This window comes from Komagataeibacter xylinus (assembly GCF_031081985.1).
Taxonomy (GTDB): domain Bacteria; phylum Pseudomonadota; class Alphaproteobacteria; order Acetobacterales; family Acetobacteraceae; genus Komagataeibacter; species Komagataeibacter xylinus_E.
The window spans coordinates 192,190-209,755 of sequence record NZ_JARWSK010000006.1; the positions used below are offsets into that span (position 1 = coordinate 192,190).

The 17,566-nt window shown below is 61.5% G+C and carries 24 protein-coding genes and 1 tRNA gene; 17 read left to right on the plus strand and 8 right to left on the minus strand.

Annotated features, from left to right (window positions below; genetic code table 11):
• Window positions 1-10: 10 nt before the first annotated feature.
• The 3 genes from QEG70_RS12880 to QEG70_RS12890 form a co-directional block, all read right to left on the minus strand.
• Window positions 11-244: a hypothetical protein gene (locus QEG70_RS12880; RefSeq protein ID WP_061273133.1), complete on the minus strand. Its 234-nt coding sequence runs from the start codon at window positions 242-244 to the stop codon at window positions 11-13.
• The gene (locus QEG70_RS12885; protein ID WP_061273136.1) at window positions 241-555 is read right to left on the minus strand and encodes a hypothetical protein; all 315 of its coding nucleotides are present in this window, start codon (window positions 553-555) and stop codon (window positions 241-243) included. The genes QEG70_RS12880 and QEG70_RS12885 overlap by 4 nt, the downstream gene beginning before the upstream one ends.
• 285 nt (window positions 556-840) lie before the next feature.
• A complete protein-coding gene (locus QEG70_RS12890) occupies window positions 841-1,185 on the minus strand; it encodes a hypothetical protein (protein WP_308721041.1) in 345 nt (114 codons plus the stop codon).
• Window positions 1,186-1,314: 129 nt separating this feature from the next.
• On the opposite strand from QEG70_RS12890, the gene QEG70_RS12895 reads away from it, so the two are divergent.
• A complete protein-coding gene (locus QEG70_RS12895; RefSeq protein ID WP_308721042.1) occupies window positions 1,315-1,581 on the plus strand; it encodes a hypothetical protein in 267 nt (88 codons plus the stop codon).
• On the opposite strand, the gene QEG70_RS12900 is transcribed toward QEG70_RS12895, so the two are convergent.
• Window positions 1,562-2,269, minus strand: a complete 708-nt coding sequence (locus tag QEG70_RS12900) for a hypothetical protein (protein ID WP_308721043.1) — start codon at window positions 2,267-2,269, stop codon at window positions 1,562-1,564. The two genes, QEG70_RS12895 and QEG70_RS12900, sit on opposite strands and share 20 nt — an antisense overlap.
• Before the next feature lie 477 nt (window positions 2,270-2,746).
• Here QEG70_RS12900 and QEG70_RS12905 point away from each other — a divergent pair, with 477 nt between their 5' ends.
• The 11 genes from QEG70_RS12905 (at window position 2,747) to QEG70_RS12955 (ending at window position 8,896) form a co-directional block, all read left to right on the plus strand.
• Window positions 2,747-3,292: a DUF4145 domain-containing protein gene (locus QEG70_RS12905; RefSeq protein WP_308721044.1), complete on the plus strand. Its 546-nt coding sequence runs from the start codon at window positions 2,747-2,749 to the stop codon at window positions 3,290-3,292.
• A 303-nt stretch (window positions 3,293-3,595) separates the two neighbouring features.
• Window positions 3,596-3,931: a helix-turn-helix domain-containing protein gene (locus QEG70_RS12910; RefSeq protein ID WP_214164751.1), complete on the plus strand. Its 336-nt coding sequence runs from the start codon at window positions 3,596-3,598 to the stop codon at window positions 3,929-3,931.
• 2 nt (window positions 3,932-3,933) lie between these two features.
• Window positions 3,934-4,566: a hypothetical protein gene (locus QEG70_RS12915; protein ID WP_308721045.1), complete on the plus strand. Its 633-nt coding sequence runs from the start codon at window positions 3,934-3,936 to the stop codon at window positions 4,564-4,566.
• A 105-nt stretch (window positions 4,567-4,671) separates the two neighbouring features.
• Window positions 4,672-4,956 carry a hypothetical protein gene (locus tag QEG70_RS12920; RefSeq protein ID WP_308721046.1) on the plus strand — a complete coding sequence of 95 codons (285 nt, stop codon included), beginning with the start codon at window positions 4,672-4,674 and terminating at the stop codon, window positions 4,954-4,956.
• Complete coding sequence (locus QEG70_RS12925) at window positions 4,953-5,240, plus strand: hypothetical protein (protein WP_308721047.1); 288 nt, start codon at window positions 4,953-4,955, stop codon at window positions 5,238-5,240. The genes QEG70_RS12920 and QEG70_RS12925 overlap by 4 nt, the downstream gene beginning before the upstream one ends.
• The gene (locus QEG70_RS12930) at window positions 5,237-5,374 is read left to right on the plus strand and encodes a hypothetical protein (protein WP_308721048.1); all 138 of its coding nucleotides are present in this window, start codon (window positions 5,237-5,239) and stop codon (window positions 5,372-5,374) included. Before QEG70_RS12925 ends, QEG70_RS12930 begins: the two co-directional genes overlap by 4 nt.
• Entirely contained in the window at window positions 5,371-5,832 is a 462-nt protein-coding gene (locus QEG70_RS12935) for a hypothetical protein (protein WP_308721049.1), read from the plus strand. The genes QEG70_RS12930 and QEG70_RS12935 overlap by 4 nt, the downstream gene beginning before the upstream one ends.
• Entirely contained in the window at window positions 5,829-7,286 is a 1,458-nt protein-coding gene (locus QEG70_RS12940) for a DNA cytosine methyltransferase (protein WP_308721050.1), read from the plus strand. Before QEG70_RS12935 ends, QEG70_RS12940 begins: the two co-directional genes overlap by 4 nt.
• Window positions 7,283-7,507 carry a hypothetical protein gene (locus QEG70_RS12945; protein WP_308721051.1) on the plus strand — a complete coding sequence of 75 codons (225 nt, stop codon included), beginning with the start codon at window positions 7,283-7,285 and terminating at the stop codon, window positions 7,505-7,507. The genes QEG70_RS12940 and QEG70_RS12945 overlap by 4 nt, the downstream gene beginning before the upstream one ends.
• Entirely contained in the window at window positions 7,504-7,815 is a 312-nt protein-coding gene (locus QEG70_RS12950; protein ID WP_308721052.1) for a helix-turn-helix transcriptional regulator, read from the plus strand. The genes QEG70_RS12945 and QEG70_RS12950 overlap by 4 nt, the downstream gene beginning before the upstream one ends.
• Window positions 7,787-8,896 carry a tyrosine-type recombinase/integrase gene (locus QEG70_RS12955; RefSeq protein WP_308721053.1) on the plus strand — a complete coding sequence of 370 codons (1,110 nt, stop codon included), beginning with the start codon at window positions 7,787-7,789 and terminating at the stop codon, window positions 8,894-8,896. Before QEG70_RS12950 ends, QEG70_RS12955 begins: the two co-directional genes overlap by 29 nt.
• A gap of 67 nt (window positions 8,897-8,963) precedes the next feature.
• Here the strand turns inward: QEG70_RS12955 and QEG70_RS12960 are convergent.
• Window positions 8,964-9,038: transfer RNA gene (locus tag QEG70_RS12960), tRNA-Met, on the minus strand.
• Window positions 9,039-9,215: 177 nt separating this feature from the next.
• Here QEG70_RS12960 and QEG70_RS12965 point away from each other — a divergent pair.
• Window positions 9,216-10,445, plus strand: a complete 1,230-nt coding sequence (locus tag QEG70_RS12965) for a mechanosensitive ion channel family protein (protein WP_308721054.1) — start codon at window positions 9,216-9,218, stop codon at window positions 10,443-10,445.
• A gap of 15 nt (window positions 10,446-10,460) precedes the next feature.
• Here the strand turns inward: QEG70_RS12965 and QEG70_RS12970 are convergent, their stop codons facing one another.
• A complete protein-coding gene (locus QEG70_RS12970; protein WP_308721055.1) occupies window positions 10,461-11,303 on the minus strand; it encodes an undecaprenyl-diphosphate phosphatase in 843 nt (280 codons plus the stop codon).
• Window positions 11,304-11,426: 123 nt separating this feature from the next.
• Between QEG70_RS12970 and QEG70_RS12975 the strand changes: the two genes are divergently transcribed.
• Both QEG70_RS12975 and QEG70_RS12980 read left to right on the plus strand, forming a co-directional pair.
• Window positions 11,427-11,885: an MlaD family protein gene (locus QEG70_RS12975; RefSeq protein ID WP_308721056.1), complete on the plus strand. Its 459-nt coding sequence runs from the start codon at window positions 11,427-11,429 to the stop codon at window positions 11,883-11,885.
• A 212-nt stretch (window positions 11,886-12,097) separates the two neighbouring features.
• Window positions 12,098-13,261, plus strand: a complete 1,164-nt coding sequence (locus tag QEG70_RS12980; protein ID WP_308721057.1) for a pyridoxal phosphate-dependent aminotransferase — start codon at window positions 12,098-12,100, stop codon at window positions 13,259-13,261.
• Between the two features lie 70 nt (window positions 13,262-13,331).
• On the opposite strand, the gene QEG70_RS12985 is transcribed toward QEG70_RS12980, so the two are convergent.
• Both QEG70_RS12985 and QEG70_RS12990 read right to left on the minus strand, forming a co-directional pair.
• Window positions 13,332-14,426, minus strand: coding sequence for a D-alanine--D-alanine ligase (locus QEG70_RS12985; protein ID WP_308721058.1), 1,095 nt, complete (start codon window positions 14,424-14,426; stop codon window positions 13,332-13,334).
• A complete protein-coding gene (locus QEG70_RS12990) occupies window positions 14,423-15,001 on the minus strand; it encodes a DedA family protein (RefSeq protein WP_061273289.1) in 579 nt (192 codons plus the stop codon). The genes QEG70_RS12985 and QEG70_RS12990 overlap by 4 nt, the downstream gene beginning before the upstream one ends.
• Window positions 15,002-15,268: 267 nt before the next feature.
• On the opposite strand from QEG70_RS12990, the gene QEG70_RS12995 reads away from it, so the two are divergent.
• Both QEG70_RS12995 and QEG70_RS13000 read left to right on the plus strand, forming a co-directional pair.
• Complete coding sequence (locus tag QEG70_RS12995; protein ID WP_308721059.1) at window positions 15,269-16,285, plus strand: lytic murein transglycosylase; 1,017 nt, start codon at window positions 15,269-15,271, stop codon at window positions 16,283-16,285.
• Window positions 16,286-16,341: 56 nt separating this feature from the next.
• Window positions 16,342-17,565 carry a D-alanyl-D-alanine carboxypeptidase family protein gene (locus QEG70_RS13000; RefSeq protein ID WP_374762605.1) on the plus strand — a complete coding sequence of 408 codons (1,224 nt, stop codon included), beginning with the start codon at window positions 16,342-16,344 and terminating at the stop codon, window positions 17,563-17,565.
• The last annotated feature ends 1 nt before the right edge of the window (window position 17,566 follow it).

The window sequence follows — 17,566 nt, forward strand, 5'->3', positions numbered from 1 at the left end:
CCCCGGCCCATCAGTGAAACAGGTTCCGGCGCAGCCGAATCTTGAGGCGCGCAATGCGCTCAAGCCGTTCGGTCCTGCGCTCGAGAATGGCGGACTCCCGCAGTGCCCAGGCATCGAGCGTGCCAACGAGCAGGCGGAAAAACTTCAACACGATCCACGCGCGCCCCCGGCGCATGACCAGCACCAGGCACACGGGCACGCCAAAAACCGACGCGCTGATCCAGATGTAAAAGGTGTGCGTCACAGCAGGTCCCGCAGTGCGGCCTGCCGCTGCCGGATGTTTTCAAGCCGCTGGCGGATCAGGGCATCCTCATGCCGCAGGCGGCTTTCTTCCTGCGCCAGGCGGGCTGCGCCCAGCGCGCGCACGGCCTGCCATTCGGCCAAGGTGACGGCACGCACCTCATGGTGCCAGCACGCGCGCACGCGGCGCACGGTAAAGCCGAGCGCACGCGCCACCTCGGCAAAGGCGCCAGCCAGCCCGAGCCGGTCGCGGCGCGCGCTGACCTCGGCACTGACAAGGTTCTGGAACTCATCGCGCAGCGCATCGGCGCACATCTTAGATCTGGCCTCCCGATCCGGACTGGATGCACCCGCGCGCGCGGGTGAAATGGGCAAAACGTCCGAGCGCTCGGACAAATCGGCCAAAATACCCGCGCGCTCGGACAAAAACGGCAAAATACCCGACACCTCGGACGCCCTCCCTGACATCTTGATGGATGTCAGAGGGGCGTTTCCCTCGGGTAACGAGCAAGGCAGGGAAGGGCAGGCCGCCAGCGCGCTGGACACGCATGGAAAGCTGGCGGCCTGCCCACCCTGAATGGACATGACAAAGCACAGGCATCACTCAGCCACCCTGCGGCACGGCGCGCAGCGGAACAGGAAGCGGCTTTCGGCCACAAACGGCGCCCGGCAGCGGCAGCAGGAGCGCTTGATGCGCTCTTTCTTCACCTTTGGCTCATATTCGGTGCCGAGGGCATCGGTGATCAGGTTCGAGGCCACATGGTTCGGCACGCGCCCCTTGCGCCCGCATTGACGCAGATGCGTCAGGCCAAGGAACCCCACGCGGAAATTGACGGCCGAATAGGTCAGCCCCAGCCTGCGCGCGATCTCGGCATAGGCCAGCCCCTTGACCAGCAGCGGCACCAGCTCGGCCCGCGCCGCATCCCAATCAACCTTCGCGCCCATCAGGTATTCACCGATGAATACCTACCGTTACCGGTAGGCGCGAAATATCCGCCCTTACGGGTCAGCCCATTGTCAGGCCGACCCGCGCGGACCACCATGCGGTTACCACACACAAACATGGAGGATTCGGTGTCCGGCAACGTTATTGAGGAAAAGCCCTTCAAACGCCCCGAAACATTGGAAGAAAGAGTTGCCGCACTGGAAGCACGCAATGCTGCGCTGGAAGCCCTGGTATTCGGACTGCTACAGCGAGCATACACAACAAACGCCAATATGCTTGAACCCAATACGTCGGCACTTCTTTCGCGCGCCGACAAGACGACACCCATCCCGGCCGGAGAATGGGAGGCCGTCAAACGCGAAACCATTGCCCGCATCATGGCTCAATCCCGGTAGCGGGATTACGCGCCACACGTTCCGCGAAAGTCGCTTCCGCATATTCCATTGCGACTTTCAGTGTGTACAGCCACTGCACAGGGTCATCGACCGTACCCATGCCGATGGCGCGGAACACCTCACTGACTTCTGCAGGGTGGCTCAGCCATTCCTCATCCGTAAGAAGGCGACTGGGCACAACGGGCTTGTAATGCAGATCACGCGCATTCCGCCGAGCGACCGCTCTCATTTCCCTGCGCAGGGAGGGGAGAGATGCCTCCATCTGACAGGCATCAAGCGTGCCCAATCCGTTCTCCACGCCTCTTATAAGAGCGCGGAAACTGTCATTCTCCCTGGCGCGCTGATCTCGCGCCTCATCCCAGTCAGACGAAGGAGACTGCCCATGCATCCCATCGTCTCGCGCAGGCGCCATGGCAGTAATAGGGATCATCCGCAACTTGACCAGCGGTTCATTCTGGGCGGCGATCCAGCACACATCAGGCCGACTTTCCGTAGCCTGATAAATGCCTTCGCCGTCCATCCATGCCACTCGCTCAAACCGCATGCGGCGCGGGCGGTCGAGCGCAATGTCAGCCCAGAACGCATGCGGCGTGCCCTCGGTTGGGCAGTGCAGATTAAGGGCATTGCCCCCGCTAGCCGCCTCAGTGAACCAGACGGCCTGTACATCAATGACGCGGATCGCGCTCATGCCGCACCACGCTCATTATGACGGACACAGGTAAGGGAAAGATGGAACATCAGCAGTTGCACGAATGCCTCCTGTGTTTCTCCGTAGGTATTCTGGTATCTTTTCTGTAATAACGACTGACATTCAGATGGCGACCTTGTCGCCAGGGCAGACCGAATATCATTGTCCGCATCAGCGATAATGCGGCGTTCGTAGGAAAGCGATCTATCAGACATGACTTTACAGCACGCTCATGATTTTCAGTTTAATTGCCCATGTTGTGGTGCAGAATATGTTACTTTTGGTGAAGTAAAGGTTGGAGAAATTTTGAACAAATCCGAAATTCCAACAACCAATACAATTAGTGCCTCTGAAGTGCGGGATACTCGCACACGTGCAAGCGTGAGGCCTCCTCTTCCAATTCCACATGGCGAGCGCCCTCGAGTACCAGCCAAACGGGAAGCAGTCGGAACTTGCAGAAATCCTGAATGTCTCCAAATGGTCGTTTTTCGCCTCAGAGCATCCGTTAATGTGCATGATCGAGGCATCGTATTTTTCGGCGGAGCTTCGTGGCACATAGACAGCACTGCCCCGATGCCGAGAAAAGCAACAGCATCTGAATTGCTTCCCGCTGACGTGCGTCAATGCATGCTTGAAGCAGAACAGACGCTGCTCGCTCGCGATATCGCGCCCCGTATCGCGCGATCCGCGTTCCGTACAGTTTTGGATGTAGCAACAAAAGATATGGTCAAGAGAAACCCCGCATGCCTCGATGGCAAAGATCCATCGAAAATTACGCTCTTTAACCGTATTAATATTTTGGCTGATGCCAAACTTATTTCTCCAGAACTGAAGGTCTGGGCCCACGGCGTGCGCGGCATCACGAACGAAGACGTGCACACTGTCGAGCCGGTCAGCAAGGAAGAAGCGCAGGAAATTGCCGAAATTACCCGGCTGATCCTGACCTACCTCTTTGAACTTCCTGAGCGGGTCAAACTGGCCAAGGCCGCAGCCGACGCCAAGAAAGCCGAAAGGAACGGATAGGGAAGTCACGCCGCACCTCGCTCTTGCGTTGTTTCGGGGCCAAAAACATCAGGACGGAGATCATGCGGGGTAAGACCGGCCATCTCGGCCACCGTGCGTGCATGCACAGCCGGGACCTGTTTCCAACCTATGACGGTAGCGTGATGGCGATTAACCGCCTTGCCAACCTTCAGGGGGCCGCCAGCTCGGCGGATGATCTCGCGGGTATTCATAGGAACATGTGGGACATTCCCACAATCCAAGTCAAGCTAAAATGTGGGGAAAACCCGCCCACGTGTTGGGGATATCCCACAAGATAATTCCATGACGAAAGATACCCCAGGCCACCGAATTAGAACACTTAGAGAACAAAAAGGTATGACGCAAGCCGCTTTGGCTGTAGAGTTCGGAATATCGAGGTCTCACCTCACGAAAATCGAGACGGGAGGCGATATGCCAGGACGACAGACATTGATGGCCGCATCGACTTTTTTTGGGGTTTCCCTTGATTGGCTGGCAAACGGTACTGGCGATCCGCGCCCGGCCGAGGCTACCAACGAAAAAGAGGCTCTACTTCTTTTCGCGTACCGTAATCTTCCAGAAGATGAGGCAGAGGCATACCTGCACTTGATGCTAAAACGTAGCAAGCGGGATAGTTAGCCATGAAATATAACTTGACTTTGTGCCTGCTCGCTTCGTGTTTCGCTTCTATAACTGTATGCAATGCACAGACATCTCAGGATATCTGTGAAATATATAGATCATCCAAAGAGAATAGTAGCGATCTTATTAATAAATACCAGTCTGATGTAAGTGCGAATGATAGCAATGGCGTTAGGCATGAAGCCTTGATTAGCTCAGATAAAGCCGCTCTTGACCGTGCCTTCTCATCGCGGAACGATACTATATATAAATATACCGCTAAGGGACAGGTCCAGAGTCTGGATGTCATAGTGGATAAGATTGACACGTCTGCTGAAGATTATGGAGATGGTGAGAAAAGCTACGCATATATTAATGCGCATATCTCGTGCGATCCTGAAATAGGTATCCTGATACCAAAAATCCCTGTTGATTCTCGGTGGAAACCACTCTTGTCATCATTAAATACCGGTGACTCGATAGAAGTGTCGGGGCGCTTTATCACCCATGATGAGGATGCCCAGCGGCCCGCAGATGCCATACAGTGGGCAGGTCCTCTCTGGGGCATATTTGGGGACCTTCGCTCAGAGGTATTCCTTGCGCCGTCACTGCAAATCAACCCAAGCAGGATGCAGCGACGCACAGAGCAGTAAGGTGATTAAAAATTAAATCCGTGGGATTACCCCACATATTTCCTTGACATAATGTGTGGGTTAATCCCACATTCCCCTCCATCACACCCGTGATGGAGGTTTCCGGTGTCAAAAATCACGATCATTCCCATCAGGAGAGGTCCGCCAGCAGGCACCCCTGATGCCCTGCAGGACATAATCATCCGCCGTCAGATGGCCGAAAGCGCCGTGCTGAACGCCCTGCCGCGCCAGGGCGCAGGCATTGCCCTGCTCATGTCCGAACGCCGCGCCCTGCGTGCCGCCACGGCCGAACTCAACCGGCAGATGGATGCCGAGGAAGCGGAACTCAACCGCATCGCCCGCCGCAGTGTGTCCCGCCACCTCACCAGCACCGGGCGAGGTGTGGCATGACGCAGGACTTCACGCCCATCCCGCCTAGTCATCTGGTCGGCCTACTGTCCGATACGGACCAGAGCGCAGCCATCAATGTCTATCGGCAGTTCCACACCAATTTTATGGCTGCCGAAACTTACAGGCACCAGGGCAGCCTGCAGGCAGCCCGTTACACCGCCCGCATTGCCGATGCCCGCCTCGAGGACCTCGAGCGGCTCATCATGGCCCCGTTCATGGTCGAAGGCCCCGAAATCGAGGCCGACCTGTACCGCAAGGCGCAGGCGGGGAGGGTGCAGTCGTGATCCAGATCCCCGCTCACCAGGTTGACCGCATCCGCGATCATCTGCCCACCATGCCGGAAGTCATGGCCTGCACGGCGCTGTGCTGCGTGGTGTGGGGCGGCCTTGTCCTGATCGTGCTGGAGGCGCTGCCATGATGGAAGCCCGCCAGCTCGATCTTGTTGACTACATTGCAGGCATCTCCGCGCCGCCCGCAGCGGCACCGCAGGAAAACCCGCTGGACCTGCTGCCGCGCCGCGCCAAGGCATGGGAGCGCATGGTCGCCCACGTTCCTGCCGAGGATGTCCGCATCAGTATCTCCACGACCTGGACCCGGGTTGTGATGGAGCAGCTGCGCGAGGACGGGCGCGGTGACTTGCTGTTCGCCACCGGCAAAATCAGATCCGACGACGTGCCACCCGACCTCATCTGGCCCGAGCCCTGCCGCCTCATCCTGATGACAGCCGCCAGCGCGGCCCGCATTCACGAACGCTGGTGCCTGGAGGAAGCCCCCGGCACCGGCCTCAGCAACACCTTCCGCTTTGCCCAGCAGCAGTATGCCGATCGCAAGGCCGTATCTCGGCAATTGAGCGCGCTGGTCGAGGAGAAATCATGATCTTTGCAGCCACACTTTGCAGCGGTATAGGCGCGCCTGAAATGGCGATGCCCGGCTGGTGCTGGCGTTACTGCGCGGAGATCGAGCCGTTTCCCTTGCGTATGCTTGCCCGCAGGTTTCCGGCCTCGATCAATTTGGGCGATCTGCTGACAGAAGATTTCAGTGCCAGGGCATGCGCTCTTGGCCCCATTGATGTGTTGGTGGCTGGAACGCCCTGTCAGGATTTCAGCGTGGCCGGTCGCCGCACAGGGCTGGAGGGTGCGCGGGGCAATCTGACCTTGCGCGCGATCCAGATATACGAGGAGCATTGCGATGCAGCTCGATCTGCTGGACGCGGCGAACCGCTCTACGTCTGGGAGAACGTCCCAGGCATCCTATCCGATAAAACCAACGCCTTCGGGTGTCTCCTCGGCGCGCTTGCAGGCTGCGAGACCGCCCTCGTTCCGCCAGCAAGACAGCGCTGGACCCGGGCGGGTTTGGTTGCTGGACCCCGCCGAGCCATCGCATGGCGTGTCCTTGACGCTCAATATTTCGGCTTGGCCCAACGACGCGAGCGTGTGTTCGTTGTGGCAGGTGCTCTCGACGGACCCGATCCCGCCACAATACTTTTTGAGCCCGAAAGCGTGCCGGGGAATCCTGCGCCGCGCCGCTGCGAGGGGGAAAACATTGCCCCGACCATTGCTCGCGGCTCTCCGGGCGGTTGCGTCTACGGCTTAGATGCTGACACCGTAGAGAGTCTGCAGGCGGAAATCGCTCCATGCCTGCAAGGGCAGCCGAACCGCTCTTACCGGGCCGATACGGAGATGTTTATCCCGCTTGCGTATGGAGGGAATAACTGCTCCGGGCCATTGGATGTCGCTCCCGCCCTGAATGCCCATGGCGGTCCTGTGGGCCGTCTCGATTTCGAAAGCGAGGCATTCATTTGCGCGACATTGGATGCCTCTTATGGTCGCCTGCAGGGTTGCGCTGGTCAGGATGCCAGCCATGGGCATTCGCATCTGGTCCCGATGGCATTTGATTGCACCGCATCGGGCCAGAATGGCTTCGGCGTAGGCGAAATTGCCAGCACCATGCGCTCGATGGGACGCGTTGGCAGCAATTCCAGCGGCGGTGGGCACCTGGCCGTCATGGCTCCCGTTTCCGTTGCCCCGCACGGCCGGGATGGCGGTAATCAGATCGAAATGGGAGATGACGTTGCGCACGCGCTGAGCGCCAGTCAGGGCGGATCGGACAAGCCCCATCTCCTGACCAGCGCCGTCCGCCGTCTGATGCCGATCGAGTGCGAGCGCCTGCAGGGCTTTCCTGACCATCACACAGACGTCCCGAACGGTAACCGGCCGGCAGCAGATGGCCCCCGATACAAGGCGCTGGGCAATTCCATGCCCGTGCCTGTGCTGCGCTGGCTGCTGCGTCGGGTTGAAGAAGAAATTATAGCAAGAAAGGAAACGGCATGAGCGACCTTGCCAATCATCCGATCCTGCAGGGCCTCGAGTTCGGGCGCGAGATCTACAGTATCGAGATCCACGGTAACGGCCTCGGCGACTACGTGGGCATCGTGCGCGAGGATGATGGCCCGTGCTGCATCGTATTCCGTGGCCCACTGGTGACCGAGAACGGCCGCAAGCTCATTCGGGCACGCGGCACGCAGGCCTGGCCAAAGGATAAGGAAACATGAAAGACGCATCGCGCCTTCCATACTGGCCGCGCGCTATGAGCGAGGAACTGGCGGCAGCCTATGCGGGCGGTATCAGTGTCACCACGCTCAGGCGCGAGGTGGCGGAAGGCCGGGCTCCTCGGCCACATCACATCTCCGGCCGTCGTGTCGTGTGGTTCATTGAAGAACTCGATGCCTGGCTGGATCGGATCAAGGGGCATAAGGCACCGAAAGTGCCCGAGACCAAGCAGACCCCAAACTCATGGGCTGCAGCAGCTGCTGCAGCTGCAGGAAAGACCAGTGGCCAACGTCGTTCTTCCTTACGTTAATACCTACCAGTCGCGTCGCAAGAAATATGCCTATTACCGCCGAGCGGGCGTGCGGCTGCGGATTACCGGAGAGGTGGGCACCCCCACGTTTTTCCAGTCCTATCAGGAAATCCATGAGCGGTTTGAACGCAATGAGCAGCCTCGCCCCGGCATTGTGTCAGGCAGCCTGTGCGAGTTGATCACCCGCTACCGTGCAACACCCGAATGGACACAGCTCAAGCCCAGCACCCGCAAGGACTATGAGAAGTTTCTGCAGCCGCTGGAAGATGACTTTGGCACGGCTCTCGTGGCTGAACTGGACAGGGCTGCCGTGCGTCTGGTCAGGGACCGATACGCAACCCGACCGGGCCGGAAGGAAGGGGATGATCCAATCCCCAGCCCCCGCCGCGCCAACAAAACCGTCTCGATGCTGTCGATTCTGATGAGCTATGCGATCGAGATCGGTATGCGTACGGATAATCCCGCCCTGCGGCCAAAGCGCCTCAAGACAGGACCGGGTTACCGTGCCTGGACGCGTGAGGAAATCCAGACCTTCCTGCGCGAAATGCCTGCCTTCCGATTGCCGCTGCTGCTGGCGCTTGGCACCGGACAGCGCGGCATCGACCTGATCGCCATGACCTGGAGCAGCTTCGACGGTGATGTCATTGAGGTTGTGCAGGAAAAAACAGGCGCCAAGGTATGGATCCCGTGCCACCCGGAACTGAAGGCGGCCCTTGAGAGGGAACTGACCCTGCGCACGGCGCAGACCATCCTGACAGGCGCTACGGGCAAACCGTGGGAACTCGGGCCATTTCAGACCGCTGTAAGCAAGGCCATTCGGGGCGCAGGCCTGCAAGGCATCGTCTGGCACGGCCTGCGCGCTACAGCAGCCTCATGGCTGGCGGAGATGGGATGCACGGAGAGGGAGATCATGTCGATTACGGGCCACACGACGGCCGCATCAGTGAGCGTCTATGTCCGCCATGCCGAGCAGAAAACCCGTGCCGTCAACGCCATTGCCAAGTTCTCTGCCCGCGCGCTTGATGCAAGGGAGAAAGCGAGGGGAGTGACTAGCGTTTTTGAAAAGGGGGAAATCAAGTGACTAGCATCGGCTCCCTTAAAGGGCGGCATAATTCTGCTAAGTCCTTGGAAATCAATCCTAACGCAAATGGTAGCGGTGGACGGATTTGAACCGCCGACCAAGGGATTATGATTCCCCTGCTCTACCGCTGAGCTACACCGCCATCGCGTTAGGATGAGTGCGGAATACCCGCGCTTATGGGGCAAGTCAACCCGTGTTTTCGCATTCGATTGCAAAACACATAAAAAAGCCCCGGATTTGGTACATCCACCCGATAGGGGGTACTAAGGCAGACCCACCCCTAAAACGGCAACAACCAGCAAAAGGCTGCGCATCCTTCGTGAAAACCGAATTCCTTACACTTCTGACCCGCATCAGGCACCTGTTCGGATGGTTGCCAGGACTGTTGTCCTCCATCCTCATGCTGTGTGTGGCCGGGCTGGTGGCGGAAATGTTCAGCCGGTTCATCACGAAACTCATCGTGCGCATACCGGGGCAGAAGCGCGGGGCCTTTGTGCGTTCGTTCACCATGGCCATGCAGCGCCCGGTGCGCATCATGCTGGTTATCGTGTTTGTCGGCACCGCGCTGCCGGTGTCGGGCCTGCCCTATGACATCATGCAGGCCACCACCCACGCGCTGGTGGTGCTGTTCGTGCTCATGCTGGGTTATGCCGCCGTGGTGGCCACCCGCATCCTGTCCGATGCCTACCTCAAGCGCATCAATGGCAAGGATGACAAGGACGACATCCTGCTGCGCACCCACATGACACAGGTGCGCGTGCTGCGCCGCACGAGCGACCTGCTGATCGGCCTGCTCACCATAGGGGCAGCACTCATGACTTTCGAGCCGGTGCGGCAGTACGGGCTGAGCCTGTTTGCCTCCGCCGGTGCGGCGTCGCTGGTGGTCGGTCTGGCCGCTCGCCCGCTGCTGACCAACCTGTTCGCGGGCATGCAGATCGCCATGACACAGCCCATCCGCATGGAAGACCTCATCATCATCAACGGGGACTGGGCGTGGGTGGAGGAAATCACCTCCACCTATGTCGTGCTGCGGGTGTGGGACTGGCGGCGGCATATCGTGCCAATCTCGTATTTTCTTGAAAACACGTTCCAGAACTGGACCCATAATTCGGCAGCGCTGATCGGGGTGGTGTTCCTGCATCTTGATTTCAATGCGCCGATGGACCGCATCCGCGAGCGCCTGCGCGAGATCGTGCATTCAGCACCCTTGTGGGATGGCAAGGAATTCGCAGTCCAGGTGGCCGACTGCAATGCCCATGTCATGACCGTGCGCGTGATTGCCAGCGCGCGCTCGGCCATGCAGAGCTGGGACCTGCGCTGCGAAATTCGCGAACAGATCATCGCCTTCCTGCGGGATGAATGCCCAGAAGCGCTGCCGCGTGAGCGCCTGTCGCATGTGGCATCCACCTCGGGGCTGGATGTGATGACGGACCCGGCCACGCTGTCGCCCCCGGTCAGGCGGCCGCCTCCGGGGGCCTATCTTGGCCCGCGCAATGGCGCGGGTGGTGGTGGCATGGGGCACAGCGATGGCGGGCAGGGCCATGGCTGAGCCCGTGCGGGCCGGTCAGAACGACAGGTAGAGGAACGCGACCACGCCAGCACCCATGCAGTACCAGCCAAACGGGCGCAACGCCCAGTCCTCATGGTCGCGGAAGTAACGCATGAGGATGCCCGTGCACACCAGTGCCACGACACCGGCCACGATGGCGGCAATGATGGCCATGTGCATCTGTTCGGGCTGGGGCGGGGCATGGCGCAGCTTCAGCGCCTCGAGCACGGTGGCGGCCAGAATGACCGGCTGCGCCATGAGGAAGGAGAAGCGCGCCGAATTCTCATGCGACAGCCCGCGCAGCAGCCCGCCCACAATGCACGCGCCCGAGCGCGACAGGCCGGGAAAGAAGGCAAGGCACTGGAACAGCCCGATCACCAGCGCCTCGCCAAAGCCGAGGGAGGCGAGCGGGCGGTCGTTGTGGTGGCGCAGCGTGGCGCGCATGCGGTCTACGGCCAGGAGCATGACGCCATTGAGGGTAAGGAAAACGGCTGCGTAACGCGCCGTGCCGAACAGGTTGCGGATGGCATGCTCGAACAGGCCGCCAATCAGCACGGCGGGCACGGTGGCCACGCACAACAGGGCAAGGATGCGGATGCTGTCCATCTGGCATGTCTCGCCATGACGGCCCGCAGCGCCGGTGAACAGGGCCACCCAGTCGCGCCAGAAAAAGACCAGAAGGGCCGCGCAGGTGCCCAGGTGCAGCATGACCAGCAGGGGCAGGAACATCTCCCCATGCAGGTCGAGTGGCCAGTGCAGCATGGCCGGCACGATGGCCGCATGCCCGAGGCTGCTGATGGGGAACTGTTCGGTCGCCCCCTGAATGATGGCAATAATGATAGCCTGAAGGAGTGTCATTGTCCCCCCGTCCATGACGCAGTAGAATGAAAAGATAAGGCAAGATGTTGCGCCGCATTCCCCTCGCACTGCATTGCGGCAGCTTTCGGGACGGTGTGGCGCACAGGCGGGCAGGGAGCCAGCATGGCACGGCAGAGAAGTGGGGCGATCATATGCAGCGGGCTGGTCCTTCTGGTGGCGGGCGGGTTCTGTATTTACGCCCGGGCCTCGCAAAGCGGTGGATCACATGATCGCTATCCCGTCATGGCGCGTTTCGTTTCGGCCAACGGGCTGAAAGTGGGCGCGGATGTTGACATGGATGGCGTGCCCGTGGGCCGCGTCACCTCCATTGCGCTCGACCCCGCCACCTACATGGCCAATGTGGGTTTTACACTCGACCGCACCGTGTTGCTACCGGAAGATACAGTCATTTCAATCGGTAGCCCCACGCTCACGGCTGATACCGCCCTGATGGTCGAGGCCGGGCAGGCGCCGGGCCGCATCGCGCCAGGCACGGTCATTACCAATACGCGCGAGCCGCTCAGCCTCGAGCAGCAGGTGAGCAACTACATTTTTGGCAATGGCGGACTGCCCAGCAATTAGGGCCGCCCTTTCCATCGGGGCAGGACGTCATGGTTGTGCTGGCGTGATGGACGTTATCTGCTTCTTTTATCAATGTTTTGTTTTAGGGCGTGTCTTGCATCAATCTTGATGGCTGGCATGTGAAGCAGCCTGCGGAACGCCCCTTACGCGGCACAATCTTGTCTTGTATTGCAGACAGGATCTGAAACCGCATTTCCTGTCTCGAGGTCGTGATGACTGTGCCCCGGATTGATCCCTTCCATGCCATGACCATCAGCGCGCTGGCGCATGAACTGGCAGGCGAGGGGCGCAGCATCATTCATATGGAGTTCGGCCAGCCATCAACCGGCGCGCCCCGTGCCGCGATCGAACGCGCCCAGCACGTGCTCGCCACCGACCCCATGGGGTATTGGGAAAGCCAGGCGCTCAAGGCCCGCATCGCCCGGCATTATCACGATAGCTATGGCGTCACCCTGGCGCCCGATCAGGTCATCCTGACCTGTGGTGCATCGCCTGCGCTGGTGTTGGCCGTGACTGTCAGCTTCGTGCCGGGTGCGCGCGTGGCCATGGCGCGGCCGGGTTACGTGGCCTATCGCAACGTGCTGCGCGCACTGCACATGGAACCTGTCGAAATTGCGTGTGGGGAGGCCGAGCGTTTCCAGATCAGCGCGCAGGCCATCGCAGCCCTTGACCCGGCCCCTGACGGGCTGATCCTGGCCAGCCCCGCCAACCCGACCGGCACCATCCTTTCAGCAGGCGAGATGCAGGCCATCATCGCGGTGTGCCGCGCGCGCGGCATCCGCATCATCTCCGATGAGATCTATCACGGCCTGAGCTATGGCGAACCAGCCCATAGCGTGCTGGAATATGACCCGCAGGCGCTGGTGGTGAACAGTTTCTCCAAATATTTCAGCATGGCCCCGTGGCGGCTGGGCTGGCTTGTCGTGCCGCCTGAAAAAGTGGAGGCCGCCCGTGCGCGCATGGGCAACCTGTTTCTTACCCCTGCGGCACTCAGCCAGCATGCCGCTCTTGTGGCGTTTGACTGCAAGGCGGAACTCGATGGCCACCTGGCCACCTACCGCCGCAATCGTGACCTGCTGCTCAAGGCCCTGCCTGAAATGGGCCTGACCCATATCGCCCCGCCCGATGGCGCGTTTTACATCTATGCCGATATCCGCCACCTGACCGATGACAGCATCGGCTTCTGCACGCAACTGCTGCGTGATACGGGCGTGACCACCGCGCCGGGCGTCGATTTCGACCCCGTGGACGGGCGGCATTTCATCCGCTTCAGCTTCGCCGTATCGACCGACCTGATCGAGGAAGCCATCCGCCGCATGGTCCCGTGGTTTCGCGCGCAGGCTGAAAAGGCGCGGAACGCACCGCATACGGCCTGATGCGGTCGGGCCTGCCCACGGCAAGGGGTGCCGTGCGTTTATACCCGCGATGCATGGCTATCGCACGGATTCAGTCGTTGAGCGGATAGGTGGCCATGAGTTTGCGCTGGCGCAGCCAGGCGCGCAGCATGGCCATCGCGCCGCTGCTCTTCCAACCTTCGCGGCGCTTCCTGGCGCCGATGCGGAAGGTCTCGCCATAATGCTCGAACTGCGTGGCGTAGGCTGCGCGCAGGGTGGTGCGGGCATCCCAGATATGGGTGGCCTCGGAGCCTACGCCGTTGATCTCGATGATCTGGAAATCCTTGCCCTCGCGCAGATGGGCGAGACTCAGGGCCTTGGCGTCGATGCGGCCAAAATGAAAATCGGGAATATCGCGCATGATGGCATTCACCCGCGCCGTGAGCGCGGGCGTGATGTCGTTCGTGCAGTCATGAAAGATCGAGCCCTTGCAGTGATTGCCCGCAAAGACCAGCGGCAGTGACTGCCCGGCGGGCGGCACTTCGTTCAGGCGCGGGCGCAGGCGGGGGATGTAGATGTGCGGCACAAGGCGGGTGCGCGGGTCGGCATGAAGCAGTTCCTCCACCGTGGACCGGCCATCGCCGGTCAGGCAGGGCACTTCCTTGTAGGTGAGCGAGGTGATGCGCCCCTCCGCCTCATCAGGGTGGCGGATATAGAATATGCCCACCTCATGCCCGTAGGGGATCAGGTGCTGGAGCATGACCGCAACCCCACGGCCAAAGGCGGCGAGGCCCTCGCGCAGGCTGTCGGCATCGCGCATGATGCGCACGCCCGTGCCGTTGCAGCCCACATCGGGCTTGAGCACGACGGGAAAGGTCAGCCCCGCCCGCTCCATGGCGGCCAGCGCACGGGCGGTGTCATTCTCGCCCGTGGTCAGCACCGCGTAGGGGGCGATCCACTGCCGCGCTTCATCGCCCGCCATGTCCAGGATCGAGCTCTTGCTCTCGCCACACAGCCCGCCGGTCTCGATGCGGGGGTTGGCGGCGGTGGGCAGGCTGAAATCGCGGTAGCGCAGCCCGAGCATGATCCAGTACAGCACGATGGGGGTATAGAAGATCCAGCCGGGCCAGAACTCGAAGGCGGAAACCGTGGGGGCGGCAGGCCGCGCATCGGGCCGGGCGTTCACGGTGGTGGTGGTGTCGGTCATCTGGTCTCGTTACCCTGCAAACGTGCGATCATGCGGCTTATCAGAAGGATGGTCAGGACAAAACCGCCCATGCCCGCCCATTTCCATGTTCCCAGATGATCGATCAGGAACTGCCCCACCTGCAGCGAGACAAGAAACAGCATGGTTGTCCAGATCAGCGTGGCCGCGATGGCGGCAATGCAGAACAGCCCGAACCGGGCATGGAAGAAACCACACGCGGTATAAAGCGGCAAGCGGGCGCCGGGCACGAAGCGGCTGATGAACACGATGCGGAACACGTTGCGGTCGAACCACTTGCCCTCGCGCGCGCCGCCGGGCAGCGTGATCCACCGCCGCGCGGGTGGCCACAGGGCGGCCAGCCTGCCCATGCCATACAGCCCCATGTCACCCACCACGATGCCGATATAAAGCGCCACCAGCGCCACCCACAGCACCACATGGCCGGTGCGCACCTGCATGGCGGTCAGGATCGTGGCTGCATCCTCCAGTATGAAGGTGCCGACGATGATCGCCAGCGCCTGCATGAAGGGGGAGGCGCCCGCCGCGGCAAGGAAGGCGGTCAGCGACGCGGGCATGTGGCGCGCTTTTGCATATCCGGGCAGGGCGGGCGGGGTAAACCGTGGCTGGGCAAGAACATGCCTTCTGGTCAGCCCGGCATGCGGGCAAGTAAAAAGATCGGCCATCCGTCCAACGCGGGGCGGCGTCCGGCGTTCTTGTTGCATGCTTCGCCTATGGTCACAAACGCGAAATTATGTCGCATAATGTATCGCGCCACCCGCCAGGGGGGCATCGCTGCAAGTCAGAGATTGAAACGGGCGTGGTGGCGTGGCACAGCATCTCACATGCTCGTACGTCGTCGCCTCCTTCATGTTGCAGCCGCCTCCCTTGCCGGGGCAGGGGCTGCGTGGCTGTCGCCCGCGCAGGCTGCGCGCCCCAGGCACCCCGCCGCACCGGCGGGTGGCGGCGATTACGCCAGCTTTCTCGCCACCATCCGGCGCGAGGCGAGTCGGCGGGGGCTGAACGCGCCCGCCGTGACGCAGGCGCTCGACCTGCAGGCGCCCAATGCGCAGGTGATCCAGCGCGACCGTAACCAGCCCGAATTCCACCTGACCTGGGCGCAGTACCGCAGCCGCGTGCTTGGCGCGCGCAAGATCAGCGACGGGCGGACCGCCTTCGCCGCCCAGCGCAGCGTGCTCGAGCAGCAGGTGCTGACCCGCTACAATGTCTCGCCCGGCGCGGTGATGGGCATCTGGGGGCTGGAATCGGGCTATGGCGCCATGACCGGCAAATTCAACGTGGTCGATGCGCTGTCCACGCTGACCTTCGAGGGCAGGCGGGCGCAGTTCTTTCATGATGAACTTTTTCACGCGCTTACCATTCTCAACGCGGGCGACATCACGCCCGAACTCATGCTTGGCAGCTACGCCGGTGCCATGGGGCAGCCGCAGTTCATGCCCAGCGCCTACGTGAAATATGCCGTTGATATCGATGGCGATGGCAGGCGCGACATCTGGCATTCCATACCCGACATCTTTGGCTCCATCGCCAACTACCTGGCGGGTTCGGGCTGGGTGGGGGGCGAAAGCTGGGGGCAGGAAATCACCGTGCCCGACAGCGTGGCGCAATCCGAACTCGGCCGCACCCACACCCGCACCCATGCGGAATGGATGAGCATGGGCATCCGCCAGATGGGCGGCGCGCCCTTTGCCGACCCCGCCACGACCGGCGCGGTGCTGCGCCCCGATGGGCCTGAGGGCGAGGCTTTCATGGTCTATCGCAATTTCGCCGCGATCCGTCGCTACAATCCCTCCGATTTCTATGCGCTGGCCGTGGGCCTGCTCGGCAACGAAATCACGTGACGCCGCCCGTCACCCCAGCCGTGCGCGCGGCTGGCACCTACCGGACCAAGGACGCAATGCACACCCGACGTTTCCTTCTGGCTGGGGCCACCAGTCTTCTTGTCTCCTCTACAGCGCTTGCCGCCCCCGCGGCCCGGCGCCGCCACCTCGCTGCCGGTCCGGCCGCTGTTGATGCGGCAGCGCCTGTCGTTGCGTCCTCGCCCGCCAACAGCCTGATCGGCCCGATCGACACCATTGCGCGCTGGGCGTGCATTGTCGATTACACCACCGGCGCGGTCATTCTGGAGAAGGCGGCCGACGAGCGCATGCCGCCCTCATCGCTGACCAAGATGATGACCGCCTACATCGTGTTCAGCATGCTGCGCGCGGGCAGGCTGACGCTGGAGCAGATGCTGCCGGTCAGCGAGAAGGCATGGCGCATGCAGGGCTCGAAGATGTTCGTGCCGCTCAATGGCACCGTGGCCGTGTCCGACCTCATCCAGGGCATGGTGATCCAGTCGGGCAATGACGCCTGCATCGTGCTGGCGGAAGGGGTTGCCGGCTCAGAGGACCAGTTCGTCAGCCTGATGAACACGCAGGCAGCGCAACTGGGCATGACCAACACGCACTTCCTCAACGCCACCGGCTGGCCGATGGACGGGCATTACATGTCCGCGCGTGACGTGGCGACCATCGCCATGCACCTGATCCATGATTACCCTGAATACTACCATTTCTTCTCGGAAAAGAGCTTCCGCTACAACAAGATATCGCAGGAGAACCGCAACGCGCTGGTGGTCAAGGGCGTGGCCGACGGGCTCAAGACCGGCCATACCGATGCCGGTGGCTTCGGCCTGTGCGCCAGCGCCGAGCGTGGCGGCAACCGCGTGGTCATGGCCATCAACGGCCTGCCCAGCAGCAACGCGCGCGCCAATGAGGGCGAGCGGCTGTTCGAGTGGTCATTCGTCAATTTCGAGAACGCGACCCTGCTCCATAACGGTGCCGTGGTGGATCATGCCCCGGTCTGGCTGGGGCAGGCCCCCACCGTGCCGCTGGTGGCCACGCGTGATGTCACGCTCACCCTGCCGCATGGCTGGCAGAACCGGGTGCATGTGAGCATGGATTACCGCAGCCCCGTGGCCGCCCCCGTAACGGCGGGCCAGCAGCTTGGCGAGATGGTGATTGCCAATACGGGTCTTGCCGAGATCCGCATTCCGCTGGTGGCGGGTGCCGATGTGCCCCGCCTTGGCCTGATGGGCCGCGCCACGGCGGTGCTGGGCCGCAAGCTGGGGCATGGCTAGG